This is a genomic window from Flavobacterium sp. NPDC079362 (assembly GCF_050267765.1).
Taxonomy (GTDB): Bacteria; Bacteroidota; Bacteroidia; order Flavobacteriales; family Flavobacteriaceae; genus Flavobacterium; species Flavobacterium azizsancarii.
This window is the reverse complement of record NZ_JBNNFM010000017.1, coordinates 84,444-100,895: the sequence shown is the minus strand read 5'-3', so window position 1 is coordinate 100,895 and position 16,452 is coordinate 84,444. Positions and strand designations below refer to the sequence as shown.

The window sequence follows — 16,452 nt, the reverse complement described above, 5'->3', positions numbered from 1 at the left end:
TACTCTGTCGTAAAAAAATGTGGTAAAAAAACTATCCAACAACTTGAAACCTGACCCGAGTCTGAATACAACCTGAAACTTCCTTTCCTCATTTTGGATACAACTACAAGAGATTTAGATACTTTATAAAAGTAATACTCACGGATCTTTGTCTTATAATTTTCAAACTAAAAACTTAAAACAGAAATTATGAGTACTATCCACAAAATAAAATTAGGAAATCAAGGGCTTGTTGTTCCCAATATTGGTTTAGGCTGTATGGGAATGACTCAGATTGCCGGTGCTGACATTTATGGTAAGGCCGATGAAAAAGAAGCGATTGCTACTATTCACCGTTCGCTTGAATTGGGCGGAAACTTTTTAGACACCGCAGATTTGTATGGACCTCTACACAACGAAAGATTAATTGCAAAAGCCATAAAAGGCAATAGAAACGCTTATAGTATTGCTACTAAATTTGGTTTTGAAATTGACGATAACGAACAGCTTACCTGGAAATTTAACGGTAAAAAAGATTATGTAAAGAAAGCGGTAGAACGTTCTCTAAAAAACTTAGGAACAGATTATATCGATTTGTATTATTTGCACAGACTTGATCCAAATACACCAATCGAAGAAACTGTTGCTGCTATGGCAGAATTGGTTAAAGAAGGAAAAGTAGGTTATATTGGCTTATCTGAAGTTTCATCCCAAACCATTCGCAAAGCCCATGCAGTTCATCCTCTAACTGCTATTCAAACCGAATATTCTTTATTTGAAAGAAGTGCCGAAGATGATGGAATATTAGAAACCCTTAAAGAATTAGGAATTGGTTTTGTTGCTTATTCTCCGCTTGGAAGAGGTTTTATTTCGGGAGATATTAAAAGCCCTAATGATTTCCCGGATGATGATTTTAGAAAAGCGTTACCTCGTTTTCAGGGACAACAATTCGAGAAAAACATTCAATTGGTAAATGAAATCAAAAAAATGGCTGAAGAAAAAGAAATAACAGCTTCTCAATTGGCAATTTCATGGATTGTTTCGAAAAATATCCTGCCTATTCCGGGAACAAAACGAGTAAAATATGTCGAAGAGAATATTGCCGCAGCCCAAACAACGCTAACTAAGCAAGAAATGGATCGTTTAGAAAAAATCATACCACTGGGAACCGAAACCGGAATGCGTTATGATGCCGCTAATATGGCTTCTGTTGACCAATAATACTTTGAGATGTCGCGCAGATGGTACTGATTCGCTAAAGCGAAAACGCAGATTTATAAAGATTTTTTTATCGTAAATTTTATTGTTTGCGTATTTCAGGCAAAGCCGAAAGTTTGAAAGTAATCATAAAACCAAATCATTAATTTCTTAGGAAAAGTTATCTTTACGATAGCTTTTCCTTTGTATATTTTATTTGAATATCCTATCTCTCTTATCATGAAAAAAGAAGCCCATATTCCGTATACTATTCACTCGATTTCAGAAATGCATTCCCTGCTAAAGATTCCAAAGCCGGAACATCCTTTAGTAAGTTTTGTCGATTTAAGTAAAATAAGCTGCCATTTTGATGACAATCTAAAAAGTGTTGTTTATGATTTCTATACGGTTTGCATTAAAAAAGGTTTTACCGGAAAAATGCGATACGGACAAAATTATTATGATTTTGATGAAGGCGTAATGACTTTTATGTCACCCGGACAGGTTATTTCTACTGAAGTTTCTGTTGACACTTCTGTGTATGGAGCCATGTTGGTGATTCATCCTGACTTTATCCAAAACTATCCTTTGGCCAAAAACATTAAAGATTACGGCTACTTCTCGTATGCAGTAAATGAAGCTTTGCATCTTTCTGACAAGGAGGAAACGATGGTTAGAAACATTATGCAAAACATCGAACAAGAATACACGTCCTCTATTGATGCTTTTAGTCAGGACGTCATGGTTTCGCATATCGAATTGCTTCTTAATTATTGCAATCGTTTTTACAACCGCCAATTCATCACCCGAAAAAGTGCCAACAACACACTTTTGACTAAATTAGAAACCTTGCTTTGTGACTATTTTGAAAGTGATAAAGTACAGCAATTCGGATTGCCAACTGTCGCTTATATCTCTGATGAATTAAATGTTTCCCCTAATTACCTTAGTGATATGTTACGTTCTCAAACTGGTCAAAGTACACAACATCACATTCATAATAAAATTATCGAAAAAGCAAAAGAATTGCTCAGTACCACATCTTTAAGCGTAAGTGAAATGGCGTATCAACTGGGTTTTGAATATCCGCAATCTTTCAATAAATTATTTAAAAGCAAAACCAATGTCTCGCCTTTAGAATTCAGAAGTTCGTTTAATTAATTTTTAAATTAAAAAACCTATTTTATTCGCAAAGATTCGCAAAGACTTACGCAAAGTTCGCAAAGGTTTATTTGATAATATATAAGTAGGTAAAGTTCGAAAAGCTAAATCAACACAAAACTTTGCGAACTTCTCTTTTTTATAAAAACTTAATAGTAAAAAACTTTACGGACTTTGCAGTAAAATTATGTTCTAAGTCATGCAAACCTGAAACTTGAAACAAGATAAACCTGAAACTAATTTTTCAGTCTTTCGTGCAGAATTTTAAAATACGGAAAAGCCTTGAGTAATCTACTCCCGTGCCAGGAGAACATTTCGCCATCTACAAAAATAGTTTTGGCGTGATGTGTAAATCTTCCAATCTCAAAAGCGTCTTCTTCTTTAAAAGGATAGGGTTCTGATGAAAGTAAAACCAAATCAGGATCACCTTCAATGCGCATTTTTTTTATTTCGACTTCAGGATAACGCCCTTTGTCTTCGTAGATATTCGAGAAGTGATTTAACTTTAATAATTCATTAATATAAGTATCTTTTCCTGCTACCATAAACGGATTTTTCCAGATAAAATAAGCTGCTTTCTGTACCGGAATATCCTGAACATATTTTTTGAAATCGCTTAAAGCGAAAGCCAGTTTGTCATTCCATTTATGAGATTCTGTCCTGCAATTAAAGAGTTGTCCAAAATCTGAAATCATTTGAAAATTATCTTCTATCGTAATAATATTCGTTACCCAAACCGGACAAATCGCACTTAATTGATCGACGATTTCCTGTGTGTTTTCTTCTTTATTGCAAATAATAATATCAGGCTGAAGCAATTTAATCTTCTCAAAATGGATTTTCTTGGTTCCACCCACCATTTTCTTAGTCGATTTTAAATGATACGGATGTACACAAAACTTGGTGATTCCTATGATTTTTTCTTCTAAACCTAAATCATACAGTAATTCTGTTTGAGAAGGCACTAAAGAAATAATACGTTTAGGGGTTTTCTCAAAAGAATGTAAAGTACCAAGCTGATCAGATAATTGTTTCATTTGAATTTTGTTTCAGGTTTTCTTTGTTTCAAGTTTTATGATTGTGTTTTTCTACCACAGAGTTACACAAAGTTTTTCACAGAGAAACTCGAAGAAAAATAAAGCAAAAAACTTTGTGAAGCTTTGCGAAAAACTTTGTGTAACTCTGTGGTAAATTGTGTTCAAAGTAAAACCTTAAACCTGAAAGTTTAAACGAATAATTTCTTCCATTTCCTTTTGTACTTTCAATGCTTCTTCTCTTGCTTTTTCGGCAAAGTCAGTTCCTTTTGAGGCGTAGATAATCGCTCTTGCTGAATTTACTAATAAACCAACTTGATCGTTCATTCCGTATTTGCAAACTTCAGATAAACTTCCGCCCTGAGCGCCAATTCCGGGAACTAATAAGAAGCTATCCGGAACAATTTTTCTGATATCAGCAAAATATTCGGCTTTTGTAGCACCAACCACATACATTAAATTGTGGCTATTTTTCCATGTTTTAGAAGTTTCTAAAACCTGTTTGTATAATTCTTTTCCGTTTGTTGTCAACGTCTGAAAATCAAAAGCACCTTCGTTAGAAGTTAGTGCTAACATGATAGTATGTTTGTTTTCGAAAGCCAAAAATGGCTCTACCGAATCTTTTCCCATATAAGGAGCAACAGTTACACTATCAAAATTCAGGTCTTCAAAAAAAGCTTTCGCATACATGCTGGACGTATTTCCTATATCGCCACGTTTTGCATCTGCAATCGTGAAAATTTCAGGAAAATTCTCATTGATATAGTTGATTGTTTTTTGCAAAGACATCCATCCTTTTATACCATAAGCTTCAAAAAATGCAGTGTTGGGTTTGTATCCCACAGCCAAATCATGTGTAGCATCGATTATGGCTTTATTGAATTCGAAAATAGGATCTTCGGTTTCTAATAAATGAGATGGAATTTTACTTAGATCGGGATCTAATCCAACGCATAAAAATGATTTTTTTAAAAGGATTTGTTCGTGTAGTTGTTGTGTTGTCATTCTTGTTTTTTTAGTTCTTCTACTACTTTAGAAAGGATTCTATTTTAGAAGTACGCAAAAATAAAAAAAGCCATTCAATTACGAATGGCTTTTTAGTTTTATATTCAATTCAGGCTTACAAATTACCTAAATAAACAATTTCTGTTCTTCTGTTCTCTGCTCTTCCGGCAGCAGTTTTATTAGATGCAACTGGTTTTGTTGCTCCAAAACCTTGCGAAGTCAGATTATCCGGATTTACTCCTTTGGCAATCAAGGCATCCATAACTACTTTTGCTCGCGCTTCAGATAATTTCTGGTTTGCTTTAGGATTTCCAACATTATCAGTATGTCCGTTGATCGCAAATTTAGCATTTGGATAATTTTTCAAAATCTCTTTGATCGCGTCTAACCTTCCTGAGGTTACACCTTTTTTAGCATCGCTTAACGTTGCTTTTCCTGTAACGAAAAAGATCGATTTAGCTTCTACTTTTAATTTCTCCAGAGTAGCTTTTGTAACCTTAGGACAACCTTTATTTTCTGCAGGGCCAGCAATTAGCGGACATTCGTCGATATTATCCGGAACTCCGTCTTTATCTGCATCTAAAATCGGGCAACCTTTATTTTCTGCAGGACCTGCAATAGTTGGGCAAGCATCATCTTTGTCTAAAACGCCATCTCCATCTGTATCCGGCCAAGGACAGCCTTTGTTTTCTACCGGACCGGCAATTGTTGGGCAAGCATCTACATTATCGAGCAGCGTATCTCCGTCAGAATCTTTCCAGGGACAACCTTTATTCTCTGCAGGACCAGCAACATCCGGACAGGCATCGTCTTTATCAAAAACACCATCTTTATCTGTATCCGGCCAAGGGCATCCGTTGTTTTCTACAGGACCCGCTACTTTTCTACAAGCATCTTCTTTATCTATGATTCCGTCTCCGTCTGTATCTTTGAATTTCTTTTCATAAACCGGAATTTTCATCCCTAGATAAAAATCAGCTGCTTTTGAATCTTTCGAGGCTAAATTGGTAAGAATAGAACCAGAACCAATAAAGAAAGCTCCAGCGCGTAATCCTGAACCAACCTGCATTCCGCTATACTCCATATACGTTATTGGCACATAAAAACTGAACCATCTGCTTTCGTAGCGAGGTGTCAGGGTGATACGATCAGCGATTCCGTAACCATTTATTTTATTGGCAGAAACCATATTGATATCTCCGTTAAGATTCAGGTAGAATTTCTTGTACATATTCCAGTCTACATCAGCGTGAAGTGCTGTAGGCAAGTTTGTTTTTGTACCTTTTATAGAAGCTATTTTAGTATAATGCTCATTCAGGAAATCATAGAAATTGCCCGCATCATTAATCATTTCCTGAGTGATGGTACCATTTACATTGTAAACATCCTCTCTTGAATTTTTATAATTAATTGATCCGATATCGGTAACAGATAATCCAAAACGTAATTTGTATTTGTTTAAATCCCTAAAATTATTGTCGGCCGATTTTGCCTTGCTCAAATCATATTGATCATAATCCGGTCTCCATTCGTACACCAATCCAAAATCAAAACCAAATCCCATTGACTTTGGGTCAAAATCATAATCCTCTTTTGCTTCGAAATCCTGACTTGTTCCCACAGTAATTTGTCCGTTAGAGACAAGAGTTCCCTGTTCAGGATTTACTGTATTTTCATTATAGACAACACTAACATCCTTGCCTTTTACATATCCGTTTACACCACCCTGCAAATATTTGGCTGTTAAACCTCCTTTTAAAAAATGCTGGTCTTTTTGGTATAAAACTGTTGCATACGAAAGTCCAACTTCTGCCCAGGTGTTTGAAGCTCCGTTTGGATTACCGGCATTAAAATTAAAATCGCTTGCTTTATCCAGACCGTCTTTTACCTGATCTACAAGGCTACCGTTTATATTTCTTAGATTAGTCACAGATCTTGCGCGCGTAAATAACGCAATAGTATGCTTGGGAGCAATATTGAACATGAAAGAAGGTCCCATAATATCAAAATTAGCAATACCATTATTGGCACTTTTTGGCGTTATTTTAGACTGGCTGTCAAAATCATATCCTTTCTTATAAGTATCAAAAATGTTTACTCCATATAAGTCATTTCCTACTGAGCCGCTTATAGAAAACAAATTAACATCAGTTTTAAAACGAGAATCGGCAATAGAAGCCGGATTAAAAAGCACACTTTGTACACCTGCATAATTATCATGCGTATACCCAATATAAGACTGGGCTGTGGCCGAAAATGAAATTGCAATAAGTATTAAACTAAGTAATTTTTTTTTCATTAAAATTTTGGTTTTTATATAAATTCGGGGGCAAAACTACACTTTTAGATCTACACAAAGGTTACCGTAACATTGAATTCATGTAACATCTGGTATTAATTATGTAAGAAAAATTTAATGGTTGTATTCTATTTTTGATAACGAACATAAAATCAAACAATTATGACTCCACATATCGGAATAACGCCAGAAAACTTAAAGAAGAGTACCTCTATATTAGCCACGATTTTATCTAATGAAATGACGCTTTACGTAAAAACGAGAAAATTTCATTGGAATATTTCCGGAAATAGTTTTATGGAGTTGCATAAATTGTTTGAAGAACAGTATCGAATTTTAGAAGCTAATATTGATGAAGTTGCTGAACGCATTAGCCAGCTTGGCGAAAAAACGATTGGAACAATGAATGAGTTTATCGAAAATTCTACTCTAAAAGAATCTCCAAAAGAATATGCTTCGCAAAAACACATGCTTGGAGAGCTTTTAGAAAACCATGAACAATTGGTAACCGAATTTAGAGAATATGTTCCGGCTTTTGAGAGTGACAATAACAATGATATTGGTTCTGCTGATTTTGTGACTGGTTTGCTTCAACAACACGAAAAAATGGCTTGGGTTTTGCGCCGTTATCAGGTCTAAAAAAAACATCAAATGTGAATTATGAAACGCTTTTCAAAATTCATATAACAAGCAAACAAAGAAGATTTCGGAATTTTACAATATTATAAATACAAAAAACTATATCATGAATACTACAGAAATAAAAGGTAACTGGAATGAGTTAAAAGGAAAATTGAAACAACAATATGCAGATCTTACTGATGATGATTTGTTGTACGATGAAGGAAAAGAAGACGAAATGTACGGAAAACTTCAACAAAAACTCGGAAAAACTAAAGATGAGGTTCGCAAAATCATTGCAGATTTGTAAGACCTTATAAATCAACTACAAATACCGTCTAGTACAACAATATTAGGCGGTATTTTTTTGAGACTTTTATTTAAATTCATTCATATGCTTCATTGCTTGCAAGCATTAAACTCTGTAACCAAAAATAAATTAATTATCTTTAACAAAATTTCTATAAAATGAAACTATTTATAAAGTTCGACATCAACACTATTTGCTCACTTTTTTTGAAACAAAACCTGGAACAACAAAATGTTAATTTTACAACTCTGGGATTTGGCGAGATAGAAATTGCTGACAATATAGATGCTGATGCACTCGAGACTTTAAAAAATAATTTATTGCCTTGTGGTTTTGAAGTTGTTGAAAATCAGAAAAGTGTTCTGGTTCAAAAAATAAAAGACGCTATAATCGAGCTTGTTTTCATGGAAGACAGCAATAATTATAAAAGTTCTGTGTTTCTAGCAGAGAAATTAAACCACAGTTACGGCTATTTATCAAATGTTTTTTCGGAAGTGACTTACTCGTCTATCGAAAATTTTATCATTTTACAGAAAATTGAAAGAGCCAAACAATTAATTATTATTAATGAAATGAGTTTGACCGAAATTGCTTTTTTACTTAACTACTCGAGTGTTGCGCATTTGAGTACTCAGTTTAAGAATACAACCGGAATTACGCCATCGGCTTTTCAGAGGATAATTAAGAAACGTAGAGAAAATTTAAAATAAAACCCAAATACCACACTAAAATGCAAAAAAACGCATTATACATTTTATTGGCTGATGATGATGAAGATGATCGTCTTTTTTTTAAGGATGCTTTTGAAGAAATAAAAATTCAGACAAAAGTAGACTTTGTTCATGACGGAATGCAATTAATGGAGCATTTGATGGATCCAAATGCGAAATTACCCGATATATTGTTTCTGGATTTGAATATGCCTAAAAAAACAGGTAAAGAATGTTTGATCGAAATTAAAAAAACGGAACACCTTAAAAATATTATTATTGCCATTTATTCTACTTCATCATCAGAAGAGGATATTGAGGATACTTTTATTCAGGGTGCCAATATTTATATCAAAAAACCAAGCGATTTTAACACGCTTAAAAAAATAATTAATGAAGTCGTTACAGTAAACTGGCACTACCATACCTCTGGGTTAAACCGTGATAATTTTCTGCTTCGATTAAAATAATAGCATACCAATGAAATGGATACCAAATTTTAATTCTTCAAACTCATTGAGAGTTATTTTTGTAATCGCGGTTTTCATTCTGTTATTTCTTTCATCTATTGCTTACAAACACAATAAGGATTTAGACGAATCCAGCAAAGTTGTAATGCATACGTACGAAATAAACATTCAATTAGAGCGATTAATGTCGGCGATTAAGGATGCTGAAACAGGGCAGCGTGGTTATATAATTACACGAAATGCACGATTTTTGACGCCTTATATTTATTCGCGTGATAAAGTAAACACTTCATTTATTACCTTAAAAAAACTTACTACGGACAATCCGAAACAGCAAAAAAATCTTGAAAAATTATTTAAGCTAATTATTCAGCGTTTTGTTTCTTTTGAAAATTGTCTAAAATACAGCGATCCTAAAACATATGATAAGCGAAAACTCGACAATCATATGTTTGGTGGTCGAATCCTGATGGAAAACATTCGTTTTCAGGTGGACGAAATGAACGATATCGAGAAAAATTATCTGGCAAAAAGACTTAAGATTTATGCTGCAGAAATTTCCTTGAGTCCCCTATTTTCTATTTCCCTGTTTTTGGTTGCGTTACTTTTTATTCTGTTGGCTTACAGACAAATTAGCCGTGATTTTGAACGTTTGAAAATCTACAATAAAAAACTTTTGATTTCGAGCGGACTAATGGCTGAATCTGAAAGCATTGGTAAATTCAGCACCTGGCAATGGGATTTAGATTCTGACAAAATCGATTATTCAGACAATCAATATCGTTTACTGGGTTATGAGCCAAATGCGTTTGTGCCTGTAAAAGAAACTTTTCTTGAGTTTGTACATCCTGATGACAAAGAAAAGGTAGCGAAATCTATGGAAAACATTGTCGAGAAAAAACAACTACCATTTGTTTACTATAAAATTACACGTCCGGATTATGAAATAAGATATTTTAAATCTACCGGAAAACTTTTGACGGATCAACAAGGAAGCAAAATTTTACTTGGAATTAATTTTGATATTACCGATGAACATTTACTGAACATCGAACTTCAGGAACGTAACAGAGAATTAGAAAAAAGCAATAAAGAACTGGCGTCATTTAATCATGTTGCAAGTCATGATTTGCAGGAACCTCTTAGAAAAATACAAACTTTTGTATCCCGAATTTCTGAAGCCGATAAAGCGGTTTTATCTGAAAGTGCCAAAGCTTATATTTCTAAAATAGAAGTTTCGGCAAAAAGGATGCGTGTTTTAATAGACGACTTACTTTTATTCTCGAGAACGAATACAACCAAAAAAGAGTTTATAAAACTAAGCTTAAATGAACTTCTTGAAAATGCCGAATCTGAACTGGCTGAAATCATCGAAGAAAAGAAAGCTGTTATTACAGTTTCTAAATTGCCTAAGCTGGCGGTTATTCCGTACCAAATCGAACAGCTTTTCATAAACCTGATTGGAAATTCCTTAAAATACAGTCAACCGGATACGGTACCTGAAATTAAGATTGAAAGTGAAAAAGTAAACTCGGCAGATTATCCGGATTTATTAGAGCCCAATGTAAAGAAATTTCATAAAATTACCTTTACTGATAACGGAATGGGGTTTGATCCTCAGTTCAAGGAAACCATATTTGTTTTGTTTCAGCGTTTGCACTCTAAAACAGATTATCCCGGAACCGGAATTGGCCTGGCGATTTGCAAAAAAATCGTAGACAATCACAAAGGTCATATTATAGCCGATAGTACACCTAATAAAGGTTCGGTTTTTACAGTGTTTCTTCCGGAGTAGTTTTTTTTAGTTTACAGTTTACTGTCGCAGTTTACAGTTTAAAAAAAAATTGCAGTCACAGCTTACAGTCACAATTTTAAACTGATCACTGAGACTGATTACTGACACTGATTACTGAGACTAAATACTGATCACTGAGGCTGATTACTGAGACTGAAAACTCCCCAAAAAAAAATCTGTAAGAAAAAGAATTTTACTTTATTATAAAAAAATATAAAAGGAAGCCATCAGTCGAACTGATGGTTTCCTTTTTTTATGGACAAATTTTTCTTCAATAATTACCTGTAAAACAAAGAACTGAAAGCGCAAATAATCTCATTATGGGAATTATATAAACATTCGTTTTTATGCTGTAAAGCAAAACGTATGATTCGTTAGCATCTTTGTAATGTAATACTTTATGAAGTAATAATGAAAGCAGCGCCCCAATTGAAAGCGATATTTTTTAGATTTTTTTTATTGATAATTTTAGTTTGTATTTCATCATGCAAGAAAACCAATCCAATAGAAAATTCATTAAAAAGTGAAGCTTTTGTAAAAACGGAAAAAGAAGAAATCGAAGCTTTCTTTTTTATTGCAACAGCAAATGTGACTAAATCAATTATTTCAAAAAGCCAAATTGCACAACAAAAAAGTTCAGATTTTGCGATACAGGATTTAAGTCGAAAAACAGAGATCGAACAAACAGAATTGTTACAGGAAGTTTCAAAATTAGCCAATAAAAAGCTCATTATTATTACTGAAATAAATGCAACACACAAAAGAGATTTATACGATTTGATCGATTCTAACATTACAAGTTTTAACAAAATTTATTTGACTTCTATGGCTGAATCTTTAAAAGAACAAATTAATCTGTTTGAATCAATTTCGAAAGAGACGAACGACAAGGAAATACTAAAAATTGTATTGCACTATTTACCTGAACAATATCAGATCTTACGCGAAATGCAAAGGATCAACAACGAGATTATTTAAATGCCTATATATCTATTATTAACTAAATTATTTTAACTATGAAAATGCAATCAAATTTTTTATGCGCCTTAACACTTTTTTTAACAGCTTCATTTGGAATGCTACACGCTCAGGACAATAATGTAAACACAGAATTTGGTATAAAGGGAGGATTCAATATGTCGAACCTATATCAAAGCAATGCTGATGACAATAATGTATTATACGGATTTAACGCCGGGGTTTATGCAACATTACCTATTTCTGATTATATCGCCATTCAACCAGAGATTTTGTTCACTACAAAGGGTGCAAAATTAGAATATGACAGTGCTTTACTTTCTGGAGACGCAAAATTCAAACTTAATTATATCGAAGTTCCTTTATTAGTAAGAGTAAATATTACTAAAAACTTTAATATTCATGCCGGTGGTTATGCTTCATATTTAGTAAGTTCTAAAGTAACTGGTAGCGGAGATGTTAGTTTTGAACAAGACATTGACAGAGATGACCTCAACAAGTTTGATGCTGGTATTGCAGCAGGTGTTGGAGTAGATTTTGACCCAATCAGTATTGGTGTACGTTACAACTACGGATTAACAAATGTTGGTAAAGAAAGAACTGATGCAATAACAGGAACAACTTATACATTTCCGGATGCAAAAAACAGCAACCTGACTGTATACTTATCATACAAGTTAAACTAGAAAACAATTATTAACCCCTTAATATAAAAACCATGTCTAATTTATTATATACAATCGCAGTAATTCTGGTTATTCTTTGGGCTCTTGGGTTCTTTGTTTATAGCTTAGGAAGTATCATTCATATATTATTAGTCATTGCCATTATCGCAATACTATTCAGACTTATCAAAGGTCGTGAAGTTTAAAAAAAATCAACATTATAAATAATAATTATATTAATCACTAAATCAAATATTATGAAAGCAAGTAACACAATTTTAGGAATTTTAGGAGCTGCAGCTGCAGGAGCGTTTTTAGGTGTATTATTCGCACCGGACAAAGGATCAAACACTAGAAAAAAAATCAAAGATAAATCGAAAGATTACGGAGATGATTTAAAATCAAAACTTGACGGTATCGTTAGTACTCTTTCTTCAAATGGTAAAGAAATCATCGAAGAAGGAAAAGCAAAATTCAACCAGGCAAAAGAAGATTTTAATGCTGTCAAAGATGAAGCAAAAAATGTAAAAACGAACTACTAAGAAGTGAAATTTTTAAATCATAAATACCCTCTATCATGGAATCAGATGCAACAACAAACGAGAACTTAAATCTTTATGAAAAAGCAGAAAACTATACCAAAACGAGTTTAGAGTTAATTAAACTCAAAACGGTATCAGCCACAGCAGATGTCTTATCAACATTAACATCAAGAATAGCAGTTGGCGCTGTTGTTGCATTTTTTACCTTGTTCCTGAACATTGGGATTAGTTTATGGCTTGGAAAAGTACTTGGAGAGTATTATTACGGTTTTTTTGCCGTGGCATTATTTTACCTCATTGTTGCCATTGTCATGCACAAGGCGCAGCATAAGCTTATTAAAACTCCTATTGGAAACATGATTGTTTCCAGTATTCTTAAAGAAACTAAAAAAGACATTAAATCTGATTCAAATTAATCGAAAAACTAAAAAAGACTGTTATGGAAACTATTTATACACTTGATTCATTAGATCAGAAGATACGTTTATTAGAAGATCGACAGGACGCCGAGTGGTGCGCCATTAAGGATGAAATCGATGAAATTAAGCACAACTTAAAACCTCTTAACCTCATCAGGAATACCGTTGAAGAAATCAACGAAACAGTAGGTTTCAAAAGCAATCTGGCACAATCTGCCATAAGCATCGGGATAGGTTACCTCGCAAAAAGATTTGTTGTAGGTAAAAGCACTTCGATGTTCAAAGGCATTTTTGGATCGCTATTGCAACTTGTCGTTACTAATTTAGTTTCTAAACCACATCATGAATCCCCAAACGAGGAATCATCACAAAAAGAATAATCAAAAGAGTAATTGTCTAACTAAAAATTATATATTATGGAAAAGCTTAGCGAAATAGTATTAAAAAATGGTGTGTACATGTACTCAAATCTATATAAATGTTTTGAATATACGAGAGTATTTCTAGGTATCTAACTTGCTTTATACGTTTTATAAACAAACGGTTAAACAGTTAATATCCTTCACTATATATTTTTTTATTAAGGTTCAAAGGTACTAAGTTACAAAGGCGCAAAGGTTTCTTTGCAAGTCTAAAATAAGACTTATTACTGAACCAAAAAAGAGACTATTTCATATCTGAGATAGTCTCTTTTTCTTTAGAAGTGCAAAGGAACTAAGGTTCAAAGCGACAAAGGTTTCTTTGTAATCGTATAATAAGACTTCACTTCTTTTTCTCTATGGTTTTTTCGTTGATGAATATCTAAGTAAAAAAGATAACAAAAATCAAATCATTCGAACAAAAAAACAGCCTGTTTCACACAAGTGAAACAGGCTGTTTTTATAATTTAAAGAACTCCTAAAAGACACATTTGCTTTGCCTCCCTAAAACCTTTGAACCTTTGAACCTTCTTTAGAAAACTTCCGAAGCTTCTTTCAATTTCTCCATATTGTTTACCAATTGTAACTCGGCAACAATTTTCTGAATGTCACCATTCATAATATTTCCTAAATCGTATAATGTCAAACCAACTCTGTGATCTGTCACACGACCTTGTGCGTAGTTGTAAGTACGAATCTTAGCAGATCTGTCTCCAGAACTTACCTGAGATGTACGTTTTGTAGCATCTTCGGCCTCTTTCTTCGCCAATTCTTGTTCGTATAAACGAGAACGTAAAACCGTTAAGGCTTTATCTTTGTTTTTATGCTGTGATTTCTGATCCTGACACTGCGCCACTAATCCCGTAGGAATGTGCGTTAAACGTACCGCAGATTTCGTAGTATTTACAGATTGTCCGCCAGGTCCTGATGAACAGAAGAAATCAACACGAACATCGTTCATATCAATTTGTACATCAAACTCTTCCGCTTCCGGCAAAACCATTACCGTTGCTGCAGATGTATGCACACGACCCTGAGTTTCTGTCTGAGGAACACGTTGTACACGGTGTACTCCGGCTTCAAACTTCAAAGTTCCGTAAACATCCTCTCCGGATACCTCAAAAATAACCTCTTTGAAACCTCCAGAAGTTCCTTCGTTCATATCAACCACAGATGTTCTCCATCCTTGGTTCTCGCAATACTTTGTATACATTCTAAATAAATCTCCTGCAAAGATACTCGCTTCATCCCCACCCGTTCCGGCACGAATCTCGACCATCACGTTTTTAGCATCTTCTGGATCTTTAGGGATCAACATAAACTTGATTTCTTCCTCAAGTTCTGGCAATCTTTGTTTTGCTTCATCTAGTTGCATTTTGGCCATTTCGGTCATATCTGCATCACTTCCATCCGCAATAATTTCGTTTGCCTCATCTATATTAGCCATCAAAAGCACATATTCATCACGCTTTTCAGCCAATGCTTTCAGGTTTTTGTACTCTTGATTCAATTGCACATAACGTTTCTGATCAGAAATAACATCCGGCTGGATAATTAAGTCTGAAATCTCGTCGAAACGTTGTTTTACTATTTGAAGTCTATCTAACATTTTCTAATTCCTTTTATTGGAGTGCAAATTTACGAAATTTTTGTTTAAAATTCTATTATTGATTTATTGTGTTTTTTGAGGGGGAAATTTAGTGGGATTGTGATTGTTTTTAGGAGCCTGTTTCCTGCTATCCGTTACAATCTTTTGTTCCGAACTCCGGCACAAAAGGATTTTCACTTCTATCAGGGCTAGGGGTTTTATATCCTTTTCAGTGGTTTTAGAAATGAAGATTACAAAGTAGTTTTAGGATCAATTCTATTTTTAGCATTAAGTATATTCCTCCACATTCTTAAACTTCGCACGGTTAATGAAATTATTGTTGTAGAAGATGGTTTACAAAAAACAACTTTAGTTTCAGGTAAGGTAGAATTTATTCCTTTTTCGTCAATTGTAAGTATTCAAACAGAACGCATTCAAGGATTTTATAGTGAGTTAGGACAAATTACTATAGGTTATTTTGAAAGTACAGTTCTTCTTGAAAATGGTACACAATTATTTATTAACCCAGACTATGACAATCATCTGGAGATTGTTGTCGCAGTTAGGCATAATATTTAAAAAATGAAAACTCATTTTATAGACTCGTTGACTAATGAAAATTTTAAGGAAATCCAGCCGCAGTCTGTTTCCACCCGATTACGAAGTATTGCTGCTTAAAATCGTAATCATATCTGTAAATTCGAAAAAGCTAGATTCCTATTGTCGCTATTTTAAATTTGAATAACTTCACAAAATACAAAAAGTCTTAAATTTAAAGTTCGAACAGCATTTAGAAACAGTTTATGAAAAACAATTTTACATTGGGAATAATAGTCTTTTTAATAGGTATTATGACTAGCTGCAAAAGCGAAAATCAGGATTTTAAATTGTATTCCTGCGAATTTGATCAGTTTCAATATAACGACTCCCTCAACTACAGCAAATGGATTGATAACAAAGAAGATGCCCTGAAGACAAAACTTAATTTTGGTTCAGCACTCGACAAAAGAAATCTGGATAGTTTATACAAAGAAACTGCACAGTTTTTATTTATAGTTGGCGGCGGCGGAATCTATGTAGATATAGGTGATTGCACACCGAAAATTAAAAATGATACCTTACTTATAAAATACAAAGTAGATTTTACTACTGGTGCTGTAGGCGAAGCAGCTGCAACTTTTGCTTGTTTAGAAATCAACAAACAAAAATATCCAAACTACAAAAACATGAAAGTAATATATGTAAATCAGGATTTATAAA

18 protein-coding genes are annotated in these 16,452 nt (G+C 33.7%); 14 read left to right on the top strand and 4 right to left on the bottom strand.

The window, feature by feature from the left end:
• The first annotated feature begins 189 nt into the window (after positions 1-189).
• Together ACQKCJ_RS15270 and ACQKCJ_RS15265 are read left to right on the top strand one after the other, a co-directional pair.
• Entirely contained in the window at positions 190-1,200 is a 1,011-nt protein-coding gene (locus ACQKCJ_RS15270; protein ID WP_271335857.1) for an aldo/keto reductase, read from the top strand.
• Positions 1,201-1,416: 216 nt separating this feature from the next.
• Complete coding sequence (locus ACQKCJ_RS15265) at positions 1,417-2,337, top strand: helix-turn-helix domain-containing protein (RefSeq protein ID WP_271335856.1); 921 nt, start codon at positions 1,417-1,419, stop codon at positions 2,335-2,337.
• A gap of 236 nt (positions 2,338-2,573) precedes the next feature.
• On the opposite strand, the gene ACQKCJ_RS15260 is transcribed toward ACQKCJ_RS15265, so the two are convergent.
• The 3 genes from ACQKCJ_RS15260 to ACQKCJ_RS15250 all read right to left on the bottom strand — a co-directional run bounded on the left by ACQKCJ_RS15260 (position 2,574) and on the right by ACQKCJ_RS15250 (position 6,675).
• Entirely contained in the window at positions 2,574-3,374 is an 801-nt protein-coding gene (locus ACQKCJ_RS15260; RefSeq protein WP_427402335.1) for an ABC transporter substrate-binding protein, read from the bottom strand.
• Positions 3,375-3,548: 174 nt separating this feature from the next.
• Positions 3,549-4,376 (bottom strand): orotidine-5'-phosphate decarboxylase, encoded by an 828-nt coding sequence (pyrF, locus tag ACQKCJ_RS15255; RefSeq protein ID WP_271335854.1) that lies wholly within the window; start codon positions 4,374-4,376, stop codon positions 3,549-3,551.
• A 115-nt stretch (positions 4,377-4,491) separates the two neighbouring features.
• On the bottom strand, positions 4,492-6,675 hold the full coding sequence (locus ACQKCJ_RS15250; protein WP_427402334.1) for a DUF5723 family protein: 2,184 nt from the start codon (positions 6,673-6,675) through the stop codon (positions 4,492-4,494).
• A 162-nt stretch (positions 6,676-6,837) separates the two neighbouring features.
• On the opposite strand from ACQKCJ_RS15250, the gene ACQKCJ_RS15245 reads away from it, so the two are divergent.
• The 11 genes from ACQKCJ_RS15245 (at position 6,838) to ACQKCJ_RS15195 (ending at position 13,565) form a co-directional block, all read left to right on the top strand.
• Positions 6,838-7,314, top strand: a complete 477-nt coding sequence (locus tag ACQKCJ_RS15245) for a Dps family protein (protein ID WP_271335852.1) — start codon at positions 6,838-6,840, stop codon at positions 7,312-7,314.
• A 106-nt stretch (positions 7,315-7,420) separates the two neighbouring features.
• Positions 7,421-7,606 carry a CsbD family protein gene (locus ACQKCJ_RS15240; protein WP_055098382.1) on the top strand — a complete coding sequence of 62 codons (186 nt, stop codon included), beginning with the start codon at positions 7,421-7,423 and terminating at the stop codon, positions 7,604-7,606.
• A gap of 158 nt (positions 7,607-7,764) precedes the next feature.
• The gene (locus ACQKCJ_RS15235; RefSeq protein ID WP_271335851.1) at positions 7,765-8,316 is read left to right on the top strand and encodes a helix-turn-helix domain-containing protein; all 552 of its coding nucleotides are present in this window, start codon (positions 7,765-7,767) and stop codon (positions 8,314-8,316) included.
• A gap of 20 nt (positions 8,317-8,336) precedes the next feature.
• Positions 8,337-8,786, top strand: a complete 450-nt coding sequence (locus tag ACQKCJ_RS15230; protein WP_271335850.1) for a response regulator — start codon at positions 8,337-8,339, stop codon at positions 8,784-8,786.
• A 10-nt stretch (positions 8,787-8,796) separates the two neighbouring features.
• Positions 8,797-10,581: a sensor histidine kinase gene (locus ACQKCJ_RS15225; protein WP_271335849.1), complete on the top strand. Its 1,785-nt coding sequence runs from the start codon at positions 8,797-8,799 to the stop codon at positions 10,579-10,581.
• 411 nt (positions 10,582-10,992) lie between these two features.
• Entirely contained in the window at positions 10,993-11,559 is a 567-nt protein-coding gene (locus ACQKCJ_RS15220) for a DUF4142 domain-containing protein (protein ID WP_271335848.1), read from the top strand.
• Between the two features lie 38 nt (positions 11,560-11,597).
• Positions 11,598-12,245: a porin family protein gene (locus tag ACQKCJ_RS15215; RefSeq protein ID WP_271335847.1), complete on the top strand. Its 648-nt coding sequence runs from the start codon at positions 11,598-11,600 to the stop codon at positions 12,243-12,245.
• 32 nt (positions 12,246-12,277) lie between these two features.
• Positions 12,278-12,430: a lmo0937 family membrane protein gene (locus ACQKCJ_RS15210; RefSeq protein ID WP_109746162.1), complete on the top strand. Its 153-nt coding sequence runs from the start codon at positions 12,278-12,280 to the stop codon at positions 12,428-12,430.
• 51 nt (positions 12,431-12,481) lie between these two features.
• Positions 12,482-12,766, top strand: a complete 285-nt coding sequence (locus tag ACQKCJ_RS15205) for a YtxH domain-containing protein (protein WP_271335846.1) — start codon at positions 12,482-12,484, stop codon at positions 12,764-12,766.
• Positions 12,767-12,801: 35 nt separating this feature from the next.
• Positions 12,802-13,182, top strand: a complete 381-nt coding sequence (locus ACQKCJ_RS15200; protein WP_271335845.1) for a hypothetical protein — start codon at positions 12,802-12,804, stop codon at positions 13,180-13,182.
• A gap of 23 nt (positions 13,183-13,205) precedes the next feature.
• Positions 13,206-13,565, top strand: coding sequence for a hypothetical protein (locus ACQKCJ_RS15195; protein ID WP_271335844.1), 360 nt, complete (start codon positions 13,206-13,208; stop codon positions 13,563-13,565).
• 571 nt (positions 13,566-14,136) lie between these two features.
• On the opposite strand, the gene prfA is transcribed toward ACQKCJ_RS15195, so the two are convergent.
• A complete protein-coding gene (gene prfA, locus ACQKCJ_RS15190; protein WP_271335843.1) occupies positions 14,137-15,213 on the bottom strand; it encodes a peptide chain release factor 1 in 1,077 nt (358 codons plus the stop codon).
• A gap of 782 nt (positions 15,214-15,995) precedes the next feature.
• Here prfA and ACQKCJ_RS15185 point away from each other — a divergent pair.
• On the top strand, positions 15,996-16,451 hold the full coding sequence (locus ACQKCJ_RS15185; protein WP_271335842.1) for a hypothetical protein: 456 nt from the start codon (positions 15,996-15,998) through the stop codon (positions 16,449-16,451).
• The last annotated feature ends 1 nt before the right edge of the window (position 16,452 follow it).

What these genes read in the sequence shown, in the direction of transcription:
- ACQKCJ_RS15245 (WP_271335852.1), top strand. Translation starts at nt 6,838, where the DNA reads ATGACTCCACATATCGGAATAACGCCAGAAAACTTAAAGAAGAGTACC.
- ACQKCJ_RS15220 (WP_271335848.1), top strand. Translation starts at nt 10,993, where the DNA reads ATGAAAGCAGCGCCCCAATTGAAAGCGATATTTTTTAGATTTTTTTTA.
- ACQKCJ_RS15210 (WP_109746162.1), top strand. Translation starts at nt 12,278, where the DNA reads ATGTCTAATTTATTATATACAATCGCAGTAATTCTGGTTATTCTTTGG.
- ACQKCJ_RS15260 (WP_427402335.1), bottom strand. Translation starts at nt 3,374, where the DNA reads ATGAAACAATTATCTGATCAGCTTGGTACTTTACATTCTTTTGAGAAA.
- ACQKCJ_RS15270 (WP_271335857.1), top strand. Translation starts at nt 190, where the DNA reads ATGAGTACTATCCACAAAATAAAATTAGGAAATCAAGGGCTTGTTGTT.
- ACQKCJ_RS15205 (WP_271335846.1), top strand. Translation starts at nt 12,482, where the DNA reads ATGAAAGCAAGTAACACAATTTTAGGAATTTTAGGAGCTGCAGCTGCA.
- ACQKCJ_RS15200 (WP_271335845.1), top strand. Translation starts at nt 12,802, where the DNA reads ATGGAATCAGATGCAACAACAAACGAGAACTTAAATCTTTATGAAAAA.
- ACQKCJ_RS15230 (WP_271335850.1), top strand. Translation starts at nt 8,337, where the DNA reads ATGCAAAAAAACGCATTATACATTTTATTGGCTGATGATGATGAAGAT.
- ACQKCJ_RS15185 (WP_271335842.1), top strand. Translation starts at nt 15,996, where the DNA reads ATGAAAAACAATTTTACATTGGGAATAATAGTCTTTTTAATAGGTATT.
- prfA (WP_271335843.1), bottom strand. Translation starts at nt 15,213, where the DNA reads ATGTTAGATAGACTTCAAATAGTAAAACAACGTTTCGACGAGATTTCA.
- ACQKCJ_RS15195 (WP_271335844.1), top strand. Translation starts at nt 13,206, where the DNA reads ATGGAAACTATTTATACACTTGATTCATTAGATCAGAAGATACGTTTA.
- ACQKCJ_RS15250 (WP_427402334.1), bottom strand. Translation starts at nt 6,675, where the DNA reads ATGAAAAAAAAATTACTTAGTTTAATACTTATTGCAATTTCATTTTCG.
- ACQKCJ_RS15265 (WP_271335856.1), top strand. Translation starts at nt 1,417, where the DNA reads ATGAAAAAAGAAGCCCATATTCCGTATACTATTCACTCGATTTCAGAA.
- ACQKCJ_RS15235 (WP_271335851.1), top strand. Translation starts at nt 7,765, where the DNA reads ATGAAACTATTTATAAAGTTCGACATCAACACTATTTGCTCACTTTTT.
- ACQKCJ_RS15225 (WP_271335849.1), top strand. Translation starts at nt 8,797, where the DNA reads ATGAAATGGATACCAAATTTTAATTCTTCAAACTCATTGAGAGTTATT.
- pyrF (WP_271335854.1), bottom strand. Translation starts at nt 4,376, where the DNA reads ATGACAACACAACAACTACACGAACAAATCCTTTTAAAAAAATCATTT.
- ACQKCJ_RS15240 (WP_055098382.1), top strand. Translation starts at nt 7,421, where the DNA reads ATGAATACTACAGAAATAAAAGGTAACTGGAATGAGTTAAAAGGAAAA.
- ACQKCJ_RS15215 (WP_271335847.1), top strand. Translation starts at nt 11,598, where the DNA reads ATGAAAATGCAATCAAATTTTTTATGCGCCTTAACACTTTTTTTAACA.